Origin of the sequence: Microbacterium jejuense (genome assembly GCF_039544225.1) — a bacterium.
In the GTDB taxonomy this organism is placed as follows: Bacteria; Actinomycetota; Actinomycetes; order Actinomycetales; family Microbacteriaceae; genus Microbacterium; species Microbacterium jejuense.
In genome coordinates, this window is sequence record NZ_BAABLG010000011.1 from 44,501 (window position 1) to 67,086 (window position 22,586).

The window sequence follows — 22,586 nt, forward strand, 5'->3', positions numbered from 1 at the left end:
GCCGCGCGTCAGGGATCGAGCCGAGCCGTCTCGTCCCACGCGATGGTGTGGTTGTACAGGTGGTTGTTGCGGGTGTTCTTCGTCGCGCTGCGGAGGAACAGCGGCAGCATCAGGTCGCGCATGGCGACCGCGAAGCGGGAACCGCCGGGGGCCTTCTGCCGGCCGATCGCCCGCGAGTACTTCACCACCTCCTCGGCGCGCGGTCGGCGTTGCTGCTCGTACGCCTCGAACGCCCGCGCGTAGGTCGACGCATCGCGCAGGCTCCGCGCGAGGATCGCCGCGTCCTCGAGGGCGAGCGACGCCCCCTGGCCGGCGTTGGGCGAGGTGGCGTGCACGGCGTCGCCGGTGACGACGACGCGACCGCGGTGCCAGTGCGGGACGTGCGGCAGATCGTAGATCGGGTACGCGCCGACCTCGGTCGCGGCGTCGAGGATCTGCGGCACGGGGTAAGGATCGTCGGCGTGCAGCTCACGCAGTTCAGCGAGCCAGGCGTCACCCGGGATGCGGCGAGACGCCGCGCGATCAGGCTCGGGGCTCGTGGGGTTCGCGAACCAGTACACCTCCCCGTCCTCGCGCACCAGGTAGCCGAAGAATCCGCGGGCGCCGAAGATCATGCGCTGCAACCTGGGCGTCGGCTCGAGTCCGGGGACGCGCGAGAACCCGCCCACGCTCAGCAGTCCGGAGTACTGCGGGTCGGGTGCCGCAGGGTCGATCCAGCGGCGTGTGACCGACCCGACGCCGTCGCAGCCGATGAGGACGTCGCCCGTGGCACTCGTGCCGTCGGCGAAATGGGCGGTGACGCCGTGCGCATCCTCATCGATGCGCTCGAGGCGGGCACCCCAGGTCGTGTCGAGTCCGTTCTCGACCAGCGCCTCGCGCAGCACGGTGTGCAGCTGGTCGCGGCGGACGACGACGCTGCCGCGCTCGGGGTCGCCGGCGGGCCCGTTGGGCACCGTGCCGAGCAGCCGGTCGCGTCCGCTCCACATCTGCATGTACGGGCTGCGGTGTCCGAGTGCGACGAGCTTGTCGCGCAGCCCCAGCAGGTCGAGCACGGCGAGGCCGTTCGTGGCGACGTTCAGGAACAGTCCGCCGTGCGCCTCGGGATGCGGCCGTGCTTCGAAGAGTGCGACGTCCCAGCCGGCCTTCTGCAGGAACAGGGCGGTCGCGGGGCCGGCGACCCCTCCGCCGATGATGAGCGCCTTGGGCATGTGGGCGGCCTTTCGATAGTCTGAGAGCGAAGCAGAGAGTCTCTGAATCAGAGTATCTCGATAATAGAGAGAATAACAGATGCCGGATCCTTCCTCCACCCGTGCCGCGGCGATGGCTCGGCAGGGCGAGGTCATGCGCGAGTTCATGGCCCGCGCCGTGCTCTTCCAAGATGCTGTCGCGCGGTCGGGCGGCCTCAACGGATCCGACCTGCAGGCAGTGGGACTGCTGCTGAGCGAGGGACCCGCGACGCCCGGCGAGCTGGCATCACGCGTCGGGCTCACCGCCGGCGGTGCGATCACCGCGATGCTCGACCGACTCGAGCGCGCCGGCTACGTCACGCGCACGCGCGACGCAGCCGACCGGCGAAAGGTCATCGTGACGGCGATCCCCGAGACCGTGATGGCCCGCGTCGGTCCGGTCTACGCCGGCGTGACGGCACGCTGGAGCGCATACCTCGACACGCTCACCGACGAGCAGCTCGAGTTCGCCAACGAGTTCCTCGCGCGCGCGGCCGCGTTCAACCGCGACGAGGTCGAGGCGCTGCGCCGCACCCCGTAGGGCCGCGATGCGGAGAGGAGTGGATGCCGCGGGTCGCGGCATCCACCGATCAGAGGCGGGTCCACGCCTCCGTGAGCACGCCGCGCAGGATCTGCTCGATCTCGTCGAACTCGGCGGGGCCGATCGTCAGCGGCGGCGCGAGCTGGATGACGGGGTCGCCGCGGTCGTCGGCGCGGCAGTAGAGGCCGGCGTCGAACAGCGCCTTCGAGAGGAAGCCGCGCAGCAGCCGCTCGGACTCGTCGTCGTCGAAGGTCTCTTTCGTCGCCTTGTCCTTCACGAGCTCGATGCCGAAGAAGTAGCCGTCGCCGCGCACGTCGCCGACGATCGGCAGATCGGTGAGGCGCTCCAGGGTCGAGCGGAACACCGGCGAGTTCTCGCGCACGTGCGCGGTGAGCCCCTCCTCCTCGAAGATGTCGAGGTTCTCCAGCGCCACGGCGGCCGAGACGGGGTGGCCGCCGAACGTGTACCCGTGGTAGAACGAGCGGTCGCCGTGGGCGAAGGGCTCGTAGATCCGATCGCTGACGATCGTGCCGCCCAGCGGCGAGTAGCCGCTCGTGACAGCCTTCGCGAACGTGATCATGTCGGGCTGATAGCCGTAGGCGTCGCACGCGAACATGTGTCCGATGCGGCCGAAGGCGCAGATGACCTCGTCCGATACGAGCAGCACGTCGTACTTGTCGCAGATCTGGCGCACGCGCTGGAAGTACCCGGGCGGGGGCGGGAAGCATCCACCCGAGTTCTGAATCGGCTCCAGGAAGACCGCAGCGACCGTCTCGGGGCCTTCGAAGAGGATCATCTCCTCGATCCGGTCGGCCGCCCACACGCCGAACGCCTCGAGGTCGTCGGCGGGGGCGCCCATGTCGCCGGCGCGGTAGAAGTTGGTGTTGGGCACGCGGAACCCGCCCGGCGTGACCGGCTCGAACATCTCTTTCATGGCCGGGATGCCGGTGATCGCCAGCGCGCCCTGCGGGGTGCCGTGGTAGGCGACGGAACGCGAGATCACCTTGTGCTTGGTGGGACGGCCCTGGATCTTCCAGTAATACTTGGCGAGCTTGAACGCCGTCTCGACGGCCTCGCCGCCGCCGGTCGAGAAGAACACCTTGTTGAGGTCGCCCGGTGCGTAATCCGCGAGCCGGTCGGCCAGTTCGATCGCCGCGGGGTGCGCGTACGACCAGATCGGAAAGAACGCGAGCTCCTCGGCCTGCTTCGCCGCGGCCTCGGCGAGACGCTTGCGGCCGTGACCGGCGGCGACCACGAAGAGCCCCGCGAGCCCGTCGATGTACTTCTTGCCCTGCGAGTCCCAGATGTGGTGACCCTCGCCCTTGACGATGATGGGCACGCCCGGGCCGTCGGTCATGACGGACTGCCGGGCGAAGTGCATCCAGAGGTGGTCCTTCGCCATCTGCTGCAGCTCCGCCTCGCTGCGCGCGGGGCGGCCGGTGCGGGCGGTGCGTTCGGTCGATCCAGACATGAGTGGCCTTCCGTCAGACGTGCCCTCACGTTATCGGGGCGGCCCGCCCGCCCGGTAGGTCGTTCTGTGCTGAGTGGATGCCGCTCCCGTCGGTCCGTCCGGATGCCGGGGCCGCGGCATCTCCGTCTCGCCAGAGTGGGTGGGACTCACGTGGAGCCGCGGGGGATGAGGCGCGTCGGCAGGAAGATCGGCGCCGGGGGGAGGGCCGCGCCGGCAGCGGCGTCGGTGAGCGCCGTCACCGCGGCTGCGGCCATCTCGCGGATCGGCTGGCGCACTGTCGTGAGCGGCGGGGTCAGCCAGCGGGCGCTGCGCAGGTCGTCGAAGCCGACGACCAGGACGTCGTCGGGGATGCTGCGCCCCGTGGCCACGGCGGCGGCGTAGACGCCGGCGGCCATCTCGTCCGAGCACGCGAACACGCCGAGCCTGTCGCCCGGCCGCAGCCGGCGCAGCAGCGGGATGGCGGCCTCGCGCGCCGCGACGGCGCCCCAGTCCGCTTCGAGCGCGACCAGGTCGGCGTCCGGCCGGACCGACCGCAGCCCCTCGCGGAAGCCCTCATGCCGCGCGCGTCCGTACCGGTACGGCGGCGAGCCGAGCACGATCGCGAACCGCGTCGCACCCCGGTCGGCCAGATGCAGCGCCGCCGTGCGTGCGCCGGCGCGGTCGGTCGTGCGCACGCTCGTGAGCCCGCGCGAGGTCTCGGCCTGCGGGTCCATCAGCACGACAGGGATGTCGGCGTCGGTGAGCGTCGCCAGCTGCGACGCCGTGGGCGAGATGAGGCCCAGCATGACGCCGGCCGAGCCGCGGCGGCGCACACGCATGGGCCAGTCGTCGTCGGGGATGTCGCGCTCCTCGGTCAGCACGAGGTCGTAACCGGCGGCGGCCGCGGCGCTGCGGGCGCCGGCGGTCACCTCGTCGGAGTAGGCGTTGTGGTACCCGCCGAGCACGAGGTCGACGAGCCGCGCGGAACCGGCGGGCCGGCCGCCCACGGCAGGGTCTCGCGCGTAGCCGAGGCTGCGCGCGGCGGCCAGCACCCGGCGCCGCGTCGCGGGCGCGAGGTCGCCGCGGCCGGACAGTGCGCGCGAGGCCGTCCCGACGCTCACGCCGGCGTGAGCGGCGAGGTCGGCGAGGGTCACGCGTTCGGGCACGCGACTACCCTCGCGCACCTCCGAGGTTTTGCGCAAGATTGTCGCGGCCCCGGGACGGCGGTGGCATCGTCGGTGCCTGGAAAGGGCACCTCCACGATGACGACGACGACATCGCCGCTGCGGATCGCGCTGATCGGCACCGGCTTCATGGGCCGCATGCACACGCAGGCCTGGCGCACCGCCCCGCGGTTCTTCGACCTCCCGCTCGATCCCGTTCCGGCGCTGCTGGTCGGGCATCGACCCGAAGCGACGGCCGGCATGGCCGAGCGGTTCGGCTGGCCCGAGCACTCCGTCGACTGGCGCGAAGCCGTCGAGCGCGACGACATCGACGTGATCGACATCTGCACTCCGGGTGACACGCACGCCGAGATCGCGCTGGCCGCACTCGCCGCCGGCAAGCATGTGCTGTGCGAGAAGCCGCTGGCGAATTCGGTCGCCGAGGCCCAGGAGATGGTGGATGCCGCCACCCGCGCGCCGGGGGTCGCCATGTGCGGCTTCAGCTACCGTCGCACCCCGGCGCTCGCCCTCGCGAAGCAGCTCATCGCCGAGGGACGCGTCGGCGAGATCCGCCACGTCCGCGCGCAGTACCTGCAGGACTGGCTGAGCGACCCCGACGCGCCGCACACATGGCGCATGGACCGCGACCGCGCCGGCTCCGGTGCGCTCGGCGACATCGGCGCCCACTCGATCGACACCGCGCAGTGGCTCGCGGGTCAGCGCATCGACGCGGTCTCGGCCGTCATGCGCACCTTCGTCACGAGCAGGCCCCGGATGGGTGCCGCCGAAGGCCTGGGCGGGGTCGCCGCCGACCCGACCGACAGGCTGCCGGTCACCGTCGACGACGCCGCCGCGTTCACGGCGCGCTTCGACGCCGGCGCCCTCGGCGTCTTCGAGGCGACGCGCATGGCCACCGGCCGGCGCAACGCCAACCGCATCGAGATCTCGGGCGACCGCGGTGCGATCGCGTTCGACTTCGAGCGCATGAACGAGCTCGAGGTGTACGACGCCGCGGCCGATGCGGCGCAGGGCTTCCGCCGTGTGCAGGTGACCGAGGCGCGCCACCCGTATGCCGGCGCCTGGTGGCCGGCGGGCCACGGCCTCGGCTACGAGCACCTGTTCGCCCACCAGGCCGTGGACTTCGTCCGCGCCGTCGCCGGCGAGATCCCGGTCTCGCCCACGTTCGCCGATGCGGCGCAGGTGCAGCGGGTGCTCGCCGCGGTCGCGCAGAGCGCCGAGCACGACAGCATCCTCACGCGCGTTCCGGCCGCCCCGCGAGCGGAGCGGGACGAAACGCAGCCACCGACCGAAGGGACCCCCGCATGACCCGTACCGCTCTCGTCGTCCGCGGCGGATGGGACGGCCACCGTCCCGTCGAAGCCACGGACCTGTTCATCCCGTTCCTGCGCGACAGCGGGTTCGACGTGACGATCGAGGACGACCCGCAGGTCTACGCCGATGCCGACCGGATGGCTGCCACGGATCTCGTCCTGCAGTCCGTCACGATGTCGCAGGCGTCGCACGAGGCTGTGCGGGGCCTGCGCGACGCGGTCGCCGCGGGCACCGGACTCGCGGGCTGGCACGGCGGCATCGCCGACTCGTTCCGGGCGAGCTCGGACTACCTGCAGCTCGTCGGCGGCCAGTTCGCGACCCACCCGTCCAAGCACCCCGACGAGGTGCACGGCGACCAGACCGACAACTACCTGCCGTACACGGTCGAGCTCACCGACCTGGGCCGCGGCCACGAGATCATGGCGGGGCTCGACGACTTCGCCCTGACCACCGAGCAGTACTGGGTGCTGCACGACGATCTCATCGACGTGCTGGCGACGACGACGCATCCGGTGCAGCCGTACCACCCGTGGCACCGGCCGATCACCTCTCCTGCGGTGTGGACGCGGGAGTGGGGCGCCGGCCGGATCTTCGTGTCGACCCCGGGGCACAGTCTCGACGTGCTGCAGGACGACAACGTGCGCACCATCATCCGGCGCGGACTCCTGTGGGCAGCCCGATGACCGGGACGCTGCCGACGAACGTCGGCGTCGTCGGCCTCGGCGTCATCTCGGGCCAGTACCTGTCGACGCTCGCCGACGCGGCGGGCATCCGCATCGCCGCGGTCGCCGACCTCGACGTCGCACGCGCGCAGGCCGCGGCCGCGAACCTGCCGGGGTGCCGCGCGCTCTCCACCGACGAGCTGCTCGCCGACGACGGCATCCACACCGTCCTCAACCTCACGATCCCGGCAGCCCACGCCGAGGTCGCGCTCGCGGCCATCGCGCACGGCAAGGACGTGTACGGCGAGAAGCCGCTGGCGGCGACGTTCGCCGACGCGGAGCGCGTGATGGATGCCGCCACCGCCGCCGGTGTGCGCGTCGGGGGTGCTCCCGACACGGTGCTGGGCACCGGCGTGCAGACCGCGCGCGCCGCGATCGACGACGGGCGCATCGGCCAGCCGGTGTCGGCGTCGGCGATGTGGATCTCGGCGGGCCATGAGTCGTGGCATCCGCAGCCGGACTTCTACTACCGCGAGGGGGGTGGGCCGCTGCTGGACATGGGCCCGTACTACGTGACCTCGCTCGTGCAGCTGCTCGGACCCGTCACCGCGGTGTCGGGCGCCGGGTCGCGCTCGCGCGACGAGCGCGTGATCGGCTCGGGGCCGCGCGCCGGCGAGCGGGTCGCGGTCGAGGTCGACACGCACCTGAGCGGCATCCTGCACCACGCGTCGGGAGCGATCTCGACCGTGACGATGAGCTTCGACGGCGTGCGCTCCACCGCGGAGCCGATCGAGGTGCACGGCGTCGACGGATCACTCGTCGTGCCCGACCCGAACGGGTTCGCGGGAGATGTGCGCCTTCACGAGCGCGGCGGCGAGTGGCAGACGCTCGAGCCGTGGGCCGGCTACGTCGACGCCGGCCGCGGCATCGGGCTCGTCGACCTGGCACGCGCCGCGGCCCCCGGCGCCGATGGGCGCGCGAGCGGTGCGATGGCGCTGCACGTGCTCGAGATCATGACGGCGCTGACCGCTTCGGCCGCCTCCGGCATCCGCGAACCGCTCCGCACCACCGTGGAGCGCCCCGCCCTCGTCCCCCTCACCCCCGCAACGACCTGGAGAAGCCTGTGACCACGGCCCGCGCCGTCATCGACCTCGACGTCCCCGGCGACGTCATCAGCCGCCACCTGTACGGCCACTTCGCCGAGCACCTCGGGCACTGCATCTACGGCGGGTTCTGGGTGGGCGAGGACTCGCTGATCCCGAACGTGCGGGGCATCCGCTCCGACGTCGTCGAGGCGCTGCGCGCGCTCGGCATCCCGAACCTGCGCTGGCCGGGCGGCTGCTTCGCCGACGACTACCACTGGCGCGACGGCATCGGCCCGCGCGAGAGCCGCCCGACCATGGTGAACACGCACTGGGGCGACGTCGTCGAGAACAACCATTTCGGCACGCACGAGTTCATGGACCTGTGCGATCTGCTCGGCGCCGACGCGTACGTGAACGGCAACGTCGGCAGCGGCACCGTGCGCGAGATGAGCGAGTGGGTCGAGTACCTGACGCGCGACGGCGACTCGCCGATGGCGCGCCTGCGCCGCGAGAACGGACGCGACGAGCCCTGGAAGGTGCCGTTCTGGGGCATCGGCAACGAGGCATGGGGCTGCGGCGGCAACATGACGGCGCAGCAGTATGCGCTCGAGGCCCGCCGCTACGGCACGTACTGCCGCAACCACGGCGGCAACGAGCTGTACCGCATCGCCGCCGGCGCCTCGGACGACGATGTCGCGTGGACGCGCGCCCTCATGGAGTCGCTCGGATGCCTCACCTGCGGCTCGAACCCGACCCCGGTGTTCCAGGGCGTGTCGTTCCACTACTACTCCCACGCCGGATCGGGCATCAACACCGAATCCGCCACCTCGTTCACCGAGGAGGAGTTCTACGGCACGATGCGCAAGGCTCTCGACGTCGAGCGCGTCATCCGCCGCCATGAGGCCGTCATGGACTCGTACGACCCCGACCGCAAGGTGGGGCTGATCCTCGACGAGTGGGGCACGTGGTGGAGCGTCGAGCCGGGCACGAACCCCGGATTCCTGTTCCAGCAGAACACCGTGCGCGACGCGCTCGTGGCCGCGGTCCACTTCGACGCGTTCCACCGGCACGCCGGGCGCCTCAAGATGGCGAACATCGCGCAGACGCTCAACGTGCTGCAGGCGATGATCCTCACCGACGACTCGGGCGCCATGGTGCTCACGCCGACCTACCACGTGTTCGAGATGAACCGCGGCCACCACGACGCGACGGCGCTCGCCGCCCACGTGCTGCAGACGCCCGTCGCCGCCGGCGACGTGCCCGGCCTGTCGGTGTCGGCCTCGACGCGGGACGGCGGCGCCCTCGTGTCGCTGTCGAACCTGTCGATCGACGCAGCGCTGGACGTGCGGGTCGACCTGCGCGGCCGGGCGGCGTCGGTGCGTCGCGCCCGCGTGCTGACGGGGGTGGATGCCGCCGCGCACAACACTCCCGATGCCCCCGACGCCGTGGCGCCCGTGGCGCTGGACGCATCGATCGAGACCGGCGTGCTCACCGTCACGCTGCCGCCGCACTCGTTCGCGACGGTCGAGCTCGACCTGGTGTAGTCGCGCGGTCGAACACCTCGGTCGTTGAGCGAGCGGCGCGAGACGAAACGCCGTAAGCCGCCCGTCGGACCCAGCCATCCCGGCGACGCATGCGCGGGGCTGCGTTCGGAGGGTGTCTTGCGGCGTGTCGGCTTCGCTGCTTCGTCGCTGCGCTCAACGACCGAGCGGCCGGCGTCGGGCCGGGGGCCGGCGTCAGGCCGAAGGGTCGCGCAGCAGGTCGGCGAAGGCCGCTTCGGCGGCGCCGATCAGCAGCCGGTCCTCGGCGAGCGAGGCGACGCGGATCTCGAGCTCTTCGGCGTTGGCCGACATCGCCTGACCCTGCACCAGTGCGGTGAGTCCCGGGAGGTCGACAGCGGCGATCGTCGCGAGGAAGCCGCCGAGCACCACCGCCGCGGGATTGAGCGCGTTGACCGCGTTCGCCAGCGCGGTGGCGAGGATGCGGCGCTGCCGGGCGACCTCGTCGCCGGCCTCGGAGTCCGGCCCGGCCTCGGCCAGGGCCGCGGCGAGCGTGGGGTCGTCCGCGCCGCGCAGCCGCACCGCCGCGAGCAGGCGCGCGCGGCTGACCTCGTCCTCGAGCACGCCGCCGTCGGCCCGGCGATCGACGGGCGACGCGATGCCCGGGCGGTTCTGCCCGAACTCGCCGGTGTAGCCGCCGGCGCCGAGCAGCGGCATCCCGTGCACGATGAGCCCGCCGCCGATGCCACTCGCGCCGCCGTTGAGGTAGACGACGTCATCGAGCCCCTGCGCGGCGCCGAAGAGATGCTCGGCCGTGGCGCCGAGGGTGGCGTCGTTGCCGACCGTGGTCGCAAGGCCCGTGGCCTCTGCAACGAGGTCGCGCACCGGCGCGTCGGTCCAGCGCAGGTGCGGCGCGTTGCGGACGAGGCCGTCGCTCGCGCGGACGAGCCCCGGCACGGCCAGGCCGACGCCGACGATCTGCGCGTCGGCGAGCGGGCCGCGGCGCCAGGCGGCCACGCGCTCGGCGATCAGTGCGGCAGTCTCTTCGGGGCTCAGCAGGCGGTCGACGTCGACGCGCTCGCGCAGCGGGATGCTGCGGTCGAGGCTCACTGCGGCGATCGTGAGCGCGTCGACCTCGGGGTTGACGGCGATCGCGACGACGCGGGCGTCGGCGACGACGACGGGGGAGGGGCGCCCCACACGCCGGGAGGGATCGGGGGCGCGCTCCTCGACGAGCCCGAGCCGGCCGAGCTCGCCGACGAGGTCGGCGATGGTCGAACGGTTGAGCCCGGTCGTCTCGGTCAGCGAGGCGCGCGAGAGGGGGCCTTCGAGGTGCACGAGCCGCAGCAGTCGCGCGAGGTTTCGCTGGCGGACGCCTTCTGTCGGTGACGGATCGCTCACGCCTTTCACTGTAGGGCCGCCGCCGTTGCCGAGCCGTTATTTGTTGCGCTTGACCGCAAATCCCTTTCGTCATACTCTTGCCACGTCCACATCACTTTCGACGTAGAAGTCGAAACTTTCGAGAGGTTCGAAGATGAACACACGCAGCAGGATGCGCGTCTTCGCCGGGCTCGCCGCGGCAGGCCTCGCCGCCGGCGTGCTCGCGGGCTGTGCCGGCGGCGGCGACAGCGGCGACAGCGGCGACGAGGTCACCCTCACCTGGTGGCACAACGCCACGTCCGGCCCGATGCCCGCCGTCTGGGAAGAGGTCGCCGCCCAGTTCGAAGAGGACCACCCGGGCATCAAGGTCGAGCAGACCGGCTACCAGAACGAAGAGCTCCAGCGCACCCTCATCCCGAACGCGCTCGCGGCCGGCGACCCGCCCGACCTGTTCCAGGTGTGGCCCGGCGGCGAGCTGCGCGACCAGGTCGCCAACGGCTACCTCCAGCCCCTCGACGACAAGCTCGCCGACACCATCACGAGCGTCGGCGCGACAGTCAACCCGTGGCAGGTCGACGGCAAGACCTACGGCATCCCCTTCACGTTCGGCATCGAGGGCTTCTGGTACAACACCGACCTGTTCGAGCAGGCCGGGGCCGAGGTGCCCACGACCTTCGACGAGCTCGTCGACACCGTCGGCAAGCTGCGCGACGCCGGCATCACGCCGATCGCCGTCGGCGCCGGCGACGGCTGGCCGGCCGCGCACTGGTGGTACCAGTTCGCCCTCAAGTCGTGCTCGCCCGAGACGCTCGCCACCGCCGAGACCGAGTACGACTTCTCGGACCAGTGCTTCGTCGACGCCGGTGAGAAGCTGCAGGAGTTCCTCGGCATCGAGCCGTTCCAGGACGGCTTCCTCGGCACGTCGGCCCAGCAGGGCGCCGGCAGCTCGGCCGGCATGGTCGCCAACGGCCAGGCCGCGATGGAGCTCATGGGCCACTGGAACGCCGGTGTCATCGGCGGCCTCACGCCCGACCAGAAGGTGCCCGCGTTCCTCGGCTGGTTCCCGGTCCCCGGCATCGACGGCGCGGCAGGGGACCCGACCGCGGCCCTGGGCGGCGGTGACGGCTTCGGCTGCTCGGCGGACGCCCCGCCGGAGTGCGCGGAGCTGCTGGAGTACATCATGAGCCCCGAGGTCCAGAAGAAGTTCGCGGCCAGCGGCTCGGGCATCCCGACCGTCGCCGAGGCGCAGTCCTCGCTCGAGGACCCGAACCTCAAGATGGTCGCCGAAGGCCTGTCCGAGGCATCCTTCGTCCAGCTCTGGCTCGACACCGCCTTCGGCACCACGGTCGGCAACGCCATGAACGAGGGCATCGTCAACCTGTTCGCCGGCACCGGCACGCCCGAAGACATCGTCAAGAAGATGCAGGACGCGGCGGCGACCCTGTAGACATGGCGACCCTCACCACCCCCGGGCCCGCGGTCTCCGCGGGCCCGGGCCCCACCCCTGTGCGCCGGGTCCGGCGCGGCTCCGGGCGCAAGCGCCTCGAGATCCTCCTGTTCGTCTCGCCCGCGCTCATCCTGTTCGTGGGCTTCGTGATCCTCCCCGTCGTGCTCGCGGCGGTGTACAGCTTCTTCAACCTCCCGCCGGCGTTCCAGTGGAGCAACCTGGCCGACGACGGACGGTTCGTCGGCTTCGACAACTACGTCCGCGCCCTCACCAGTCCCGAGTTCCAGAAGGCGATCGGCAACACGTTCTTCATCCTGGTGATGTCGCTGATCGTGCAGGGCCCGATCGCCATCGCCGTGGCGCTGCTGCTGAACCGCCCCCTGCGCGGCCGCAGCGTGTTCCGCCTGCTCATCTTCGTGCCGTACGTGCTCGCCGAGGTGATCGCGGGTCTGGCGTTCAAGCTGATCCTGCAGCCGAACGGCGCGGTCAACGCGACCCTCGAAGCCATCGGCCTCGGGTCGCTCGCGAAGAACTGGCTCGCCGACCCGGCCATCGCACTGTGGACGATCTTCTTCGTGCTCACCTGGAAGTACATCGGCTTCGCGATCCTGCTCTTCCTCGCGGGCCTGCAGGGCATCCCCGACGAACTCGCCGAGGCGGCGCAGATCGACGGCGCCAGCTGGTGGCAGATCCAGCGGCACATCACGATCCCACTGCTCGGACCCACCATCCGGATCTGGGCGTTCCTGTCGATCATCGGCTCGCTGCAGGTGTTCGACATGGTGTGGGTGACCGTCGCGCCGGCGGTGCGCCGCATCGCGACCGAGACGATGGCGACCTACATGGTGCAGCAGGGCCAGTTCGCCGGGCAGCCCGGCTACGGCAGCGCGATCGCCGTGATCCTCTTCGTGATCTCGCTCGTCATCGCTCTCGTCTACCAGCGCTTCGCGCTCCGCCGCGACCTCAAGGGCGCCCTCACGAACGGAGCCCGCTGACATGTCGGCCACCACCACTCTCGTCACCGGCGCACCGCGCGCGGCGGAACCGGCCGGACGCAGGTTCGACTGGGGTCAGCCGTTCGTCTACCTCGTGGCGCTCGTCGTCGCGGCGGTCGCCATCGGTCCCGTGCTCTACGTCTTCCTCGGCGGCTTCCGCACGACGGCCGACCTCAATGCGAACCCCGCCGGCTTCCCGGACCCGTTCACGCTGCAGAACTGGGGCGCAGTGCTCGGCTCGACCCGGTTCTGGGGCAACCTGTTCGCGAGCACCCTCCTCGCGGTCTGCACGACCGCAGGCGTCGTGGTCGCCGGGCTGATGGCGGCATTCGTGCTCGCGCGCTACGACTTCAAGGGCCGTGAGGGCCTGTACACGCTGTTCGCCGCGGGGCTGATGTTCCCGCTGACGGTCGCGGCGCTGCCGCTCACGCTGCTGCTGCGCACCCTGGGCCTGCACGGCACCTACCTGGGGGTGATCATCCCGGGCATCGCGTTCGCGCTGCCGACGACGATCATCATCCTGGTGCCGTTCCTCAAGGCCATCCCCGACGAGCTCGAGGAGGCTGCCATGATCGACGGCGCCTCGCGCCTCGCGTTCTTCTGGCGCATCCTGCTGCCGCTCGCGAAGCCGGGGCTCATCACGGTGGGCATCCTCGCGTTCGTCGCGAGCTGGAACGGCTACCTGCTGCCGCTGCTCGTGATCTCGACCGGCACGCTGCCGCAGGAGCTGTGGCCGCTGCCGCTCGGGGTGACCCAGTTCTCCACCCAGTACTCGCAAGACACCGGCGCGGTCCTCGCGTACACGTCGCTCGCGATGATCCCGGCCCTGGTGTTCTTCCTCCTCGCCGAAAAGCGCATCGTGGGCGGGCTGACGGGAGCCGTGAAGGGATGACGATGAAGGAACAGACGATCGTGGATGCTGCCACCCGGCGCCCCTGGACCGATGAGGCCGCACCGCTCGACGCCCGCGTCGACGAGCTGATCGCCGTGATGACCGTGGCCGAGAAGGTCGCCCAGCTGTACGGCGTGTGGGTGGGTGCGTCGGCCGACGGCGAGGACGTCGCTCCGCACCAGCACGACATGACTGTCGAGATCGACCTCGACGCGCTGCTGCCGGCGGGCCTGGGCCAGCTGACCCGGCCGTTCGGCACCGCGCCGGTCGACCCCGCCGCCGGCGCGCTGTCGCTCATGCGCGCACAGCAGCGGATCGTCGCGGCGAACAGGTTCGGCATCCCGGCGCTCGCTCACGAGGAGTGCCTGGCCGGCTTCGCGACGTGGGGGGCGACGGCCTACCCGGTGCCGCTCAGCTGGGGCGCGACGTTCGACCCTGCGCTGGTGCGCGAGATGGGCGGCCGCATCGGCGCCGACATGCGCTCGGTGGGCGTGCACCAGGGCCTCGCCCCTGTGCTGGACGTCGTGCGCGATGCCCGCTGGGGCCGCGTCGAAGAGACGATCGGCGAGGACCCGTACCTCGTCGGCACGGTCGCGACCGCCTACATCCAGGGCGTCGAGAGCGCGGGCGTCGTCGCGACGCTCAAGCACTTCGTCGGCTACTCGGCCTCGAAGGGCGGCCGCAATCTCGCACCGGTGTCGGTCGGTGCGCGCGAACTCGCCGACGTGCTGTTGCCGCCGTTCGAGATGGCGATCCGCGAGAGCGGCGTGCGCTCGGTGATGAACTCGTACACCGACCTCGACGGCGTCCCGACCGCGGCCGACGGACGCCTGCTCACCGAGCTGCTGCGCGACGAGTGGGGCTTCGAGGGCACCGTCGTCGCCGACTACTTCTCGATCGCCTTCCTCAAAGACCTGCACGGCGTCGCCGACGGCTGGACGGATGCCGCGGCCCGGGCGCTCTCGGCCGGCATCGACGTCGAGCTGCCCACCGTGAAGACGTTCGGCGCAGAGCTGGTGCGGGCCGTCGAGGACGGCGAGGTCGACGGAGAGATCGTGGACCGCGCCCTGCGCCGGGTGCTGCGGCAGAAGGGGCAGCTGGGTCTCCTCGACGAGGACTGGTCGCCCGTGCCCGCCGCGCTCGCCGGCGCCGACACCGGTTCGGTCGAAGCCGTGCGCGGCACCGTCGACCTCGACCCGCCCGCCAACCGCGACCTCGCGCGCCGCATCGCCGAGGCGGCGATCGTGCTCCTGCGCAACGACGGCGTCCTGCCCCTCCCGGCGGCGCCCGGTCGCATCGCCGTCATCGGCCCCGTGGCCGACGACCCGTACGCCGTGCTCGGGTGCTATTCGTTCCCGTCGCACGTCGGCGTGCGGCATCCCGAATTCCCGCTGGGGATCGCGCTGCCGACCCTGCGCGAGGCGCTCGAGGCCGAGTACCCCGGCGCCGACCTCGTGCACGTCGCCGGCACGTCGATCGACGGCGGTGAGACGGAAGGGATCGCGGATGCGGTCGCCCTCGCCGCCGACGCCGACATCGTGGTGCTCGCCCTGGGCGATCGCGCGGGCCTGTTCGGCCGCGGCACGAGCGGTGAGGGCTGCGACGCCGCGGATCTGACGCTCCCCGGCGCGCAGCAGCAGCTGCTGGACGCCGTGCTCGACGCGGGGACCCCCGCTGTCGTGACGCTGCTCGCCGGACGCCCGTACGCGCTCGGCGCCGCGCCCGACCGCGCAGCGGCCATCGTGCAGAGCTTCTTCGCGGGCGAAGAGGGCACCGGCGCGATCGCCGGCGTGCTGAGCGGACGCGTGAACCCCAGCGGACGCCTGCCTGTCAGCATCCCCCGCGACCCCGGCGCGCAGCCCTCGACCTACCTCGCCTCGAAGCTCGCGCGCCGCAACGAGGTGTCGAACATCGACCCCACCCCGGCGTATGCGTTCGGCCATGGGCTCGGCTACTCATCCTTCGAATGGGTGGATGCCGCAGCCTCCGCCGACACGCTGACCGCCGACGGCGAGGTCACGGTGTCGATCGAGGTCGCCAACACGGGCGGCCGCGATGGCGTCGAGGTCGTGCAGCTGTACCTGCACGACCCGGCGGCCTCGGTCGTACGGCCCGTGCAGCGGCTGATCGCGTACGCGCGTGTGCCGCTCGCCGCCGGCGAGAGCGTGCGGGTGTCGTTCGAGGTTCCCGCCGACCTCGCATCGTTCACCGGCGTCGACGGCCGCCGCATCGTCGAGCCGGGCGACCTCGTGCTCGGGTTCGGCCGCTCCAGTTCCGACATCGTCGAGACGCGCACCGTGCGCATCGTCGGCGAGCCCCGCCATCTCGACCACGCGCGCCGGCTGCACGCCGGCGTGACGGTCGAGCCACTCCCCGTTCGTTGAGCGGACGAAGCGAGACGAAACGCCTTCGCGCACGAGGTCGCTCGTCGTCCCAGGCGTTTCGTCTCGCTCGCTCCTCGCTCGCTCAACGACCGCGTCCGCAAAGCATCCCGTTCGACCCCACCGCGCAAAGGAGCGCACCATGCATCGACGCAGGATCCTGCCCATGATCGCCGTGGCGGCGGCGACGGCCGTGACGGCCGTCCTGGGCCTCGCGGCCCCCGCCGCCGCCGCACCGACCACCGTCAGCGCGGTCGACTTCGAAGACGGCACCACCGGTCCGTGGGGCGCCCGCGGCGGCGTCACCCTCACGGTGACCGACGCCGAGGCGCACGGCGGCGCGAAGTCGCTCGCCGTCACCGGCCGCACCGCCAACTGGCAGGGGCTCTCGGCGAGCTCTGCAGGCCTGCTGGCGGTGGGCTCGGTGTACCAGGTCTCGGCGTGGGTGAAGCTGCCTGCCGGCACGACCGGGACGAGCGGCATCCACTTCACCGCCGAGCAGACCCCCACCACCGGATCGACGACGTACTCGTGGATCGGCGGTGCGGTCGAAACCACCGCGGGCGGGTGGGTGCAGATCGGCGGCGCGTACACCATGCCCGCGGGCATGACGTCGGTCAACGTGTACATCGAGGCGGCGGCGATCGGCGACCAGAACCCGTCCTTCCTCGTCGACGACATCGTGATCACGACCGAGAGCGGAGGTGCTGTGCCCGACCCCGACTTCGTCCCGGGCGGAGCGATCAACCCGGTGCCCGCCCCGGTCTCGCTCGCCGACGGCACCGGCGACGTCGCCGCGCTCACCTTCGACGACGGTCCCAACCCCGGCACGACGCCGGCGCTGCTCGACTACCTCGCCGAGAAGCACCTCACGGCCGTGTTCTGCGTCATCGGGCAGAACATCCAGGCGCCCGGCGGCGCCGCGATCCTGCAGCGCATCGTGAACGAGGGGCACACGCTGTGCAACCACTCGACGAGCTACGCCGACATGGGGTCGTGGACGGCGGCGCAGATCGAGACCGACCTGAAGGCCAACCTGCAGATCATCCGCACGGCGCTCGGCAACCCGAACCAGGCCGTGCCGTTCTGGCGCGCGCCGAACGGCAGCTGGGGCGCGAGCCCCGCCGTCGCGGTGGCACTGGGCATGCAGCCGCTCGCCGTGGTCAACACCATCAGCGACTGGGAGACGCAGGACGTGGCGACGCTCACCGCCAACCTCCGCGCCGCCATGAAGCCGGGTGAGATCGTGCTGGCCCATGACGGCGGCGGCGACCGCAGCGGCACCCTCGCGGCGATCGAGACCGTCGTCGACGAGCGCCTCGCCGACGGCTGGAGCTTTGTGCTGCCGAAGGGCGCGCCGCCCGTCGCCGGCGAGGTCGTCATCGACACCGACTTCGAGAGCGGCCTCGACGGCTGGAGCCTTCGCGGCGGCAGCGGTTCGACCACCGCGACAGTCGGGCTCTCGACCGCGACCGCACACGGCGGCGCGCAGTCGGCGGTCGTCACCGGTCGCGTCGGCCAGGGCGACGGCATCGGCCACGACATCACCGGCCTGCTCGATCCCGACGTCACGTACGAGCTCTCGGCGTGGGTGCGCTTCGGCGACGGCCAGCCGGTCGATGACGTGTGGCTGAGCCGCGCGAACACCGACGGCGGCAGCACCGCGTTCGCGACCCTCGCGCAGTTCGACTCGGTGACGAACACCGGGTGGACCGAGGTCACCGCGCGCTTCACCGGATCGGCGGCCGCGCAGTCGCTGCTCTACTTCGAGACGCGGTGGCGCAGCGGCGAGACCGGCAACACGAGCGACCTGTACATCGACGACGTGACGCTGCGCGTGCCCGCTCCGGCGGTCGTCGAAGACCTCACCGGGGTGAAGGAGACCGTCGGCTTCCCGGTGGGCGTCGCGATCGACAGCCGTGAGACCACAGGTGCGGCATCCGAACTCGTGCAGCGCCACTTCGACCAGGTGACACCCGAGAACTTCATGAAGCCCGAGGCCTGGTACGACGCGAACGGCGACTTCGTCACCGAGAACGCCGAGGCCGACGCGCTCATGGACGACGCGCAGCAGAACGGCCTGCGCGTCTACGGGCACGTGCTCGCGTGGCACAGCCAGACGCCGGCCTGGTTCTTCCAGGACGACGCCGGGCAGCCGCTCGCGGCCGACGATGCCGGACGCGCCGTGCTGAGCGAGCGCCTGCGCACCCACGTGTTCGACGTCGCGCAGTACCTGTCGGACCGCTACGGGCTCTTCGGCAGCGACACCAACCCGCTGCGCGCGTTCGACGTGGTCAACGAGGTCGTGTCGGACGGCGGCGAGTCCGCCGACGGCCTGCGCCGCAGCGAGTGGTACCGCATCCTCGGCGAAGAGTTCATCGACCAGGCGTTCGCCTACGCGGAGGAGGCGTTCAACCGCACTTACGCCGCGCCCGGCGCCGATCGCCCGGTGGCCCTGTTCATCAACGACTACAACACCGAGCAGGGCGGCAAGCAGCAGCGCTACCACGCGCTGGTCCAGCGGCTGCTCGCACGCGGCGTGCCGGTGGACGGCGTGGGGCACCAGTTCCACGTGAGCCTCGCGATGCCGGTGTCGGCGCTCGAAGCCGCGATCACCGCGTTCGAGGACCTTCCGGTCACCCAGGCGGTCACCGAGTTCGATGTCACGACCGGCACCCCGGTCACGCAGGCGAAGCTCGTCGATCAGGGGTACTACTACCGCGACGCGTTCCGGGTCTTCCGCGCGCACGCGGACGACCTGTACTCGGTCACCCTGTGGGGCCTCACCGACGGCCGCAGCTGGCGCAACAGCTCCGGCGCTCCGCTGCTGTTCGACGACGGCTACAAGGCCAAGCCCGCCTACTACGGTGCGGTCGACGGCGAGCTGGCAGCGCCCCTGCGCACCGCGAACGTGTTCGCCGGCGACGTCGCCCTCGACGCCGCGGCCACTTCGTCGCCCGAGTGGAAGCGCCTGCCATTGCACCGGGTCGAAGGCACCGCGTCGTTCCAGCTTCGCTGGGCGGCCGATCACCTCACGGTGTACGCGAGCGTCGACGACGCCTCGGCCGATGCCGCGGACGGTGTCGAGCTCGCACTGGGCGATGCCGTCCTCCGCGTGGCGCGCGACGGCACCGGCGACGTGCCGGCGGTCGTGACCGAGCGCGCCGGCGGGTACGACGTCGTCGCTCATCTGCCGCTCACCGCCGCTGCCGCCGGTGCCACGCTCGCGTTCGACCTGCGGGTCGCGACGGGCGCGGGCACTGTCGCGTGGAACGCGGCGGGCACGCTCGGCACGCTCACCCTCGTCGAGCCGCTGTCGTTCCTCGAAGTGGTGCAGACGGATTCCGCACCCGTCGTCGACGGCACGGTCGACGCCGCATGGGCCGAGGCCCGCGCGGTGACCACCGACAAGGCCGTGTCGGGCTCGGCCGGCGCCGTCGCGACGGTGCGCACGCTGTGGTCGGGATCGACGCTGTACGTGCTCGCCGAGGTCGCCGACCCGACGATCGACGTGTCGGGATCCGATCCGTGGGTCCAGGACTCGGTCGAGGTGTACGTCGACCCGGGCAACGCCAAGAACGGGTCGTACCGCTACGACGACTCGCAGATCCGCGTCAGCGCGGCGAACGCGGTGTCGTTCGGCACCGGCGACGAGGCGTTCCAGCGCGGACGCGTGAGGTCGGCGACCTCGCTCGTCGACGGCGGGTACGTCGTCGAGCTCGCGATCGAGCTCGGGGATGCCGCCGGCCCCGGCACGTTCCACGGCCTCGACTTCCAGGTCAACGACGCGTCGGGCGGTCAGCGCACCGCGATCGGCAACTGGGCCGACCCGACGGGAGCCGGCTACCAGTCGACCGCCCGCTGGGGCGTCGGTGAGCTCGTCGGCACGGCCGGCCCCGTGAACACTGTCGCGCCGTCCGTCAGCGGCCTGGCGGCCGTCAACGGCAAGCTCGTCGCCACGCCGGGCGAATGGCGCGGTGACGGCCTGACGTACACGTACCGGTGGCAGCTCGACGGCGTCGACATCCCCGGCGCCACCCGCGCGCTCTACCCGGTGCGGGGCTCCGACCGCGGCCATGCCGTGAGCGTCGTCGTGACCGCGACCGCTGCCGACGGCCGGACGGCGTCGGCGGCATCCTCGTCGGTCTCGATCCCCCCGAAGCCCGCGAAGTAGCCGAGCCCCCGATGTGGCAGTCGCCGCCCCCGGGCGACTGCCGCATCGGCGTGCACGCACGAACGCCCCGCCGGTCGTTGAGCGAGCGAGGAACGAGCGGCTTTCGCCTGCTCAAACGGTCGGGTGGTTGCGCTGCGCCGTCGGGATGACCGCAGAACGGCGTCAGCCGCGCGGAGCAGCCGTGCTGCCGCGCACCACGAGGTGCGTGGCGAGGTCCATGCGCAGCGTGTCGGGGACGACGCCGTCGGCCAGTCGCAGTGCGAGGCGCGTCGCCTCCTCGCCCATGCGGCGCAGGGGCTGGTGCACGGTCGTCAGCTGCGGGCTCATCCACCGTGACAGTGCGATGTCGTCGTAGCCGACGACCGACAGGTCGTCGGGCACGCGCAGGCCCGCCGCCGAGCCCGCGGCGATGACGCCCAGCGCCTGCAGGTCGCTGCCGGCGAAGAAGGCAGTGGGCGGCTCGTTGAGCGCCAGCAGCTCGCGCGCCGCGACCTCGCCGCCGCCGGGGTGGAAGTCGCCGAAGCGGATCAGTTCGGGGTCGATGGGCAGACCCGCCGCGTTCATCGCCGAACGGTAGCCGTCCACGCGCGCGAGCGAGCACATCATGTCTTCGGGGCCGGTGATCGCGGCGATGCGCCGATGCCCGAGCTCGATGAGGTGGCGGGTCGCCATCAGCCCACCCGACCAGTTCGCAGACCCCACCGAGGGTACGTCAGGCGAGGGGTCGCCGGCCGGGTCGACGATCACGAACGGGATGCCGCGCGAGCGCAGCTTCTCGCGATACTCGGGGGCGATGTCGCTGAAGACGAGGATCACCCCGGCGGGCCGCCGACGCAGCACGCCGTCGATCCACTCCGGGCCCGGTTCGTGGCGGTCACCGCTCACGGTGAGCACGACCGACAGGCCCGCGGCGTGGGCGACGTCCTCGACGCCCTCGATCACCTCCATCGACCAGCTGGCCTCGAGCTCATGGAAGACGAGCTCGATGAACTCGCTGCGCTGGGCGGTGCTGCGACGGGTGTAGCCGTGCCGGGCGAGGTGCTCCTCGAGCCGGGCGCGGGTGGCGGGGGCGACGTCCGTGCGGCCGTTGAGCACCTTCGACATGGTGGCGAGCGACACGCCCGCCTCTGCCGCGATCTCGGCGAGCGTCACGCGCTGTGGGGCCGTCATGGTGCGATCGTAGTCCGAAAGTTTCTGGTGGAGGCTGTGGCGGCTCCGGCATCCGTTCGCGCACGCAGCCACGCGAGCTGACGCTGCCAGTGGACGCCCTCACCGCCCTCGTGGCCGTTCCAGGGATACCCGATCACCTCGGCACCGCCGCGCCAGTGGTTGGCCGCCGCGTAGACGCCCGACGGCGGCGCGACGGTGTCCATGAGCCCCGCCCCGAACAGCGCCGGAGCGGTCGCCCGGCGCGCGAAGTTGACGCCGTCGAGGTACGACAGCGTGCGGAACACCTGCTCATCGGCACCGCGGTGCACAGAGAGGTAACGGGCGATCTCGGCGTGCGGATCGGTGTCGGTCAGCCCGACGGTGCGTCGCACGTGCGCGAGGATCGGCGCCGTCGGCAGTGCCGCGACGAGTCCGTCCGAGAGTCCCGCCGCGGCGATGGCGATCGCGCCGCCCTGGCTGTTGCCGGTCACCGCGATGCGCGCGGGGTCGATCTCGGGCATCGTGCGTGCGGCGTCGACCGCCCGCGCGGCATCGGTGAACACGCGCCGGTAGTAGTGCGTGGCCGGGTCTTCGACGCCGCGGGTGAGGAATCCGGATGCCGCCGGCCCGGCCCCGTGCGGATCCGGGGTACTGCCGCCCGTGCCCCACGTCGACCCCTGGCCGCGCGTGTCGACGATGAGCTGCGCGAAGCCGGCGACGGGCCAGTGCAGGCGCTCGAAGGGGAGGCCTCGGCCGCGGCCGTAGCCGACGAACTCGACCACCGCCGGCAGCGGTCCGTCGGCGCCGCGGGGGACCACCAGCCAGGCGTGGACCGGGTCGCCGGCGTAGCCCGGGAAGACCACGTCGTCGACGTGGACGAGAGTCAGGCCGCAGTCGACGGGCGTGCGCCGGATGAGGGCATCCACCGCCCTCGAGTCCGCGAGCGTCTCGCACCAGAACGCGTCGAAGTCGTCGGGCTCGGCGACCTCGGGTCGGTAGGCGGCGAGCTCGGGCTCGGACAGGTCGAATCGGGCCATCGGCGACTGCTCCTTCGCGGGTCGTGATGAAAATGTTGTCGGCTCTGACGAAATGTCGGATGAAAACGTTGACATCGAGTGTCGGCCCAGACTACCGTCATCGTGTATCGAAGCGGAAGACGAAACTTTCGCATCGCTTGAGGCGAACTCGTCGCCTCCGGACAGTCGCGAGG

Annotated in this window: 16 protein-coding genes; 10 read left to right on the forward strand and 6 right to left on the reverse strand. The window is 71.7% G+C overall.

Features of this window, described 5'->3' with window-relative positions; all coding sequences use genetic code 11:
- Nucleotides 1-8: 8 nt before the first annotated feature.
- Nucleotides 9-1,208 (reverse strand): FAD-dependent oxidoreductase, encoded by a 1,200-nt coding sequence (locus tag ABEA46_RS17210; RefSeq protein WP_345546219.1) that lies wholly within the window; start codon nt 1,206-1,208, stop codon nt 9-11.
- Between the two features lie 79 nt (nt 1,209-1,287).
- Between ABEA46_RS17210 and ABEA46_RS17215 the strand changes: the two genes are divergently transcribed.
- Nucleotides 1,288-1,767 (forward strand): MarR family winged helix-turn-helix transcriptional regulator, encoded by a 480-nt coding sequence (locus ABEA46_RS17215; RefSeq protein ID WP_345546221.1) that lies wholly within the window; start codon nt 1,288-1,290, stop codon nt 1,765-1,767.
- A 49-nt stretch (nt 1,768-1,816) separates the two neighbouring features.
- On the opposite strand, the gene ABEA46_RS17220 is transcribed toward ABEA46_RS17215, so the two are convergent.
- Both ABEA46_RS17220 and ABEA46_RS17225 read right to left on the reverse strand, forming a co-directional pair.
- A complete protein-coding gene (locus tag ABEA46_RS17220) occupies nt 1,817-3,238 on the reverse strand; it encodes an aspartate aminotransferase family protein (protein ID WP_345546222.1) in 1,422 nt (473 codons plus the stop codon).
- Between the two features lie 146 nt (nt 3,239-3,384).
- Nucleotides 3,385-4,383 carry a LacI family DNA-binding transcriptional regulator gene (locus ABEA46_RS17225; protein ID WP_345546224.1) on the reverse strand — a complete coding sequence of 333 codons (999 nt, stop codon included), beginning with the start codon at nt 4,381-4,383 and terminating at the stop codon, nt 3,385-3,387.
- A gap of 96 nt (nt 4,384-4,479) precedes the next feature.
- Here ABEA46_RS17225 and ABEA46_RS17230 point away from each other — a divergent pair, with 96 nt between their 5' ends.
- Genes ABEA46_RS17230 through ABEA46_RS17245 form a run of 4 tightly spaced genes read left to right on the forward strand, consistent with a single transcriptional unit; the run spans nt 4,480 to nt 9,003 of the window.
- Entirely contained in the window at nt 4,480-5,706 is a 1,227-nt protein-coding gene (locus ABEA46_RS17230; RefSeq protein ID WP_345546226.1) for a Gfo/Idh/MocA family protein, read from the forward strand.
- Entirely contained in the window at nt 5,703-6,395 is a 693-nt protein-coding gene (locus tag ABEA46_RS17235; protein ID WP_345546228.1) for a ThuA domain-containing protein, read from the forward strand. The genes ABEA46_RS17230 and ABEA46_RS17235 overlap by 4 nt, the downstream gene beginning before the upstream one ends.
- Entirely contained in the window at nt 6,392-7,501 is a 1,110-nt protein-coding gene (locus ABEA46_RS17240; protein ID WP_345546229.1) for a Gfo/Idh/MocA family protein, read from the forward strand. The genes ABEA46_RS17235 and ABEA46_RS17240 overlap by 4 nt, the downstream gene beginning before the upstream one ends.
- Nucleotides 7,498-9,003 carry an alpha-N-arabinofuranosidase gene (locus ABEA46_RS17245; RefSeq protein ID WP_345546230.1) on the forward strand — a complete coding sequence of 502 codons (1,506 nt, stop codon included), beginning with the start codon at nt 7,498-7,500 and terminating at the stop codon, nt 9,001-9,003. The genes ABEA46_RS17240 and ABEA46_RS17245 overlap by 4 nt, the downstream gene beginning before the upstream one ends.
- A gap of 192 nt (nt 9,004-9,195) precedes the next feature.
- Here ABEA46_RS17245 and ABEA46_RS17250 read toward each other — a convergent pair whose 3' ends face one another.
- Nucleotides 9,196-10,368, reverse strand: coding sequence for an ROK family protein (locus tag ABEA46_RS17250; protein ID WP_425563211.1), 1,173 nt, complete (start codon nt 10,366-10,368; stop codon nt 9,196-9,198).
- Between the two features lie 124 nt (nt 10,369-10,492).
- Here ABEA46_RS17250 and ABEA46_RS17255 point away from each other — a divergent pair, with 124 nt between their 5' ends.
- The 5 genes from ABEA46_RS17255 (at nt 10,493) to ABEA46_RS17275 (ending at nt 20,227) form a co-directional block, all read left to right on the forward strand.
- Entirely contained in the window at nt 10,493-11,785 is a 1,293-nt protein-coding gene (locus tag ABEA46_RS17255) for an ABC transporter substrate-binding protein (RefSeq protein ID WP_345546234.1), read from the forward strand.
- A 2-nt stretch (nt 11,786-11,787) separates the two neighbouring features.
- Nucleotides 11,788-12,780, forward strand: a complete 993-nt coding sequence (locus tag ABEA46_RS17260; protein ID WP_345546236.1) for a carbohydrate ABC transporter permease — start codon at nt 11,788-11,790, stop codon at nt 12,778-12,780.
- Between the two features lies 1 nt (nt 12,781).
- Nucleotides 12,782-13,672 carry a carbohydrate ABC transporter permease gene (locus ABEA46_RS17265; protein WP_345546238.1) on the forward strand — a complete coding sequence of 297 codons (891 nt, stop codon included), beginning with the start codon at nt 12,782-12,784 and terminating at the stop codon, nt 13,670-13,672.
- Between the two features lie 2 nt (nt 13,673-13,674).
- Entirely contained in the window at nt 13,675-16,056 is a 2,382-nt protein-coding gene (locus ABEA46_RS17270) for a beta-xylosidase/alpha-l-arabinosidase (RefSeq protein ID WP_345546240.1), read from the forward strand.
- Between the two features lie 139 nt (nt 16,057-16,195).
- Nucleotides 16,196-20,227: an endo-1,4-beta-xylanase gene (locus ABEA46_RS17275; protein ID WP_345546242.1), complete on the forward strand. Its 4,032-nt coding sequence runs from the start codon at nt 16,196-16,198 to the stop codon at nt 20,225-20,227.
- A 162-nt stretch (nt 20,228-20,389) separates the two neighbouring features.
- Here the strand turns inward: ABEA46_RS17275 and ABEA46_RS17280 are convergent, their stop codons facing one another.
- On the reverse strand, nt 20,390-21,397 hold the full coding sequence (locus tag ABEA46_RS17280; RefSeq protein WP_345546244.1) for a LacI family DNA-binding transcriptional regulator: 1,008 nt from the start codon (nt 21,395-21,397) through the stop codon (nt 20,390-20,392).
- Entirely contained in the window at nt 21,394-22,413 is a 1,020-nt protein-coding gene (locus ABEA46_RS17285; RefSeq protein ID WP_345546245.1) for an acetylxylan esterase, read from the reverse strand. Before ABEA46_RS17285 ends, ABEA46_RS17280 begins: the two co-directional genes overlap by 4 nt.
- Nucleotides 22,414-22,586 lie beyond the last annotated feature (173 nt).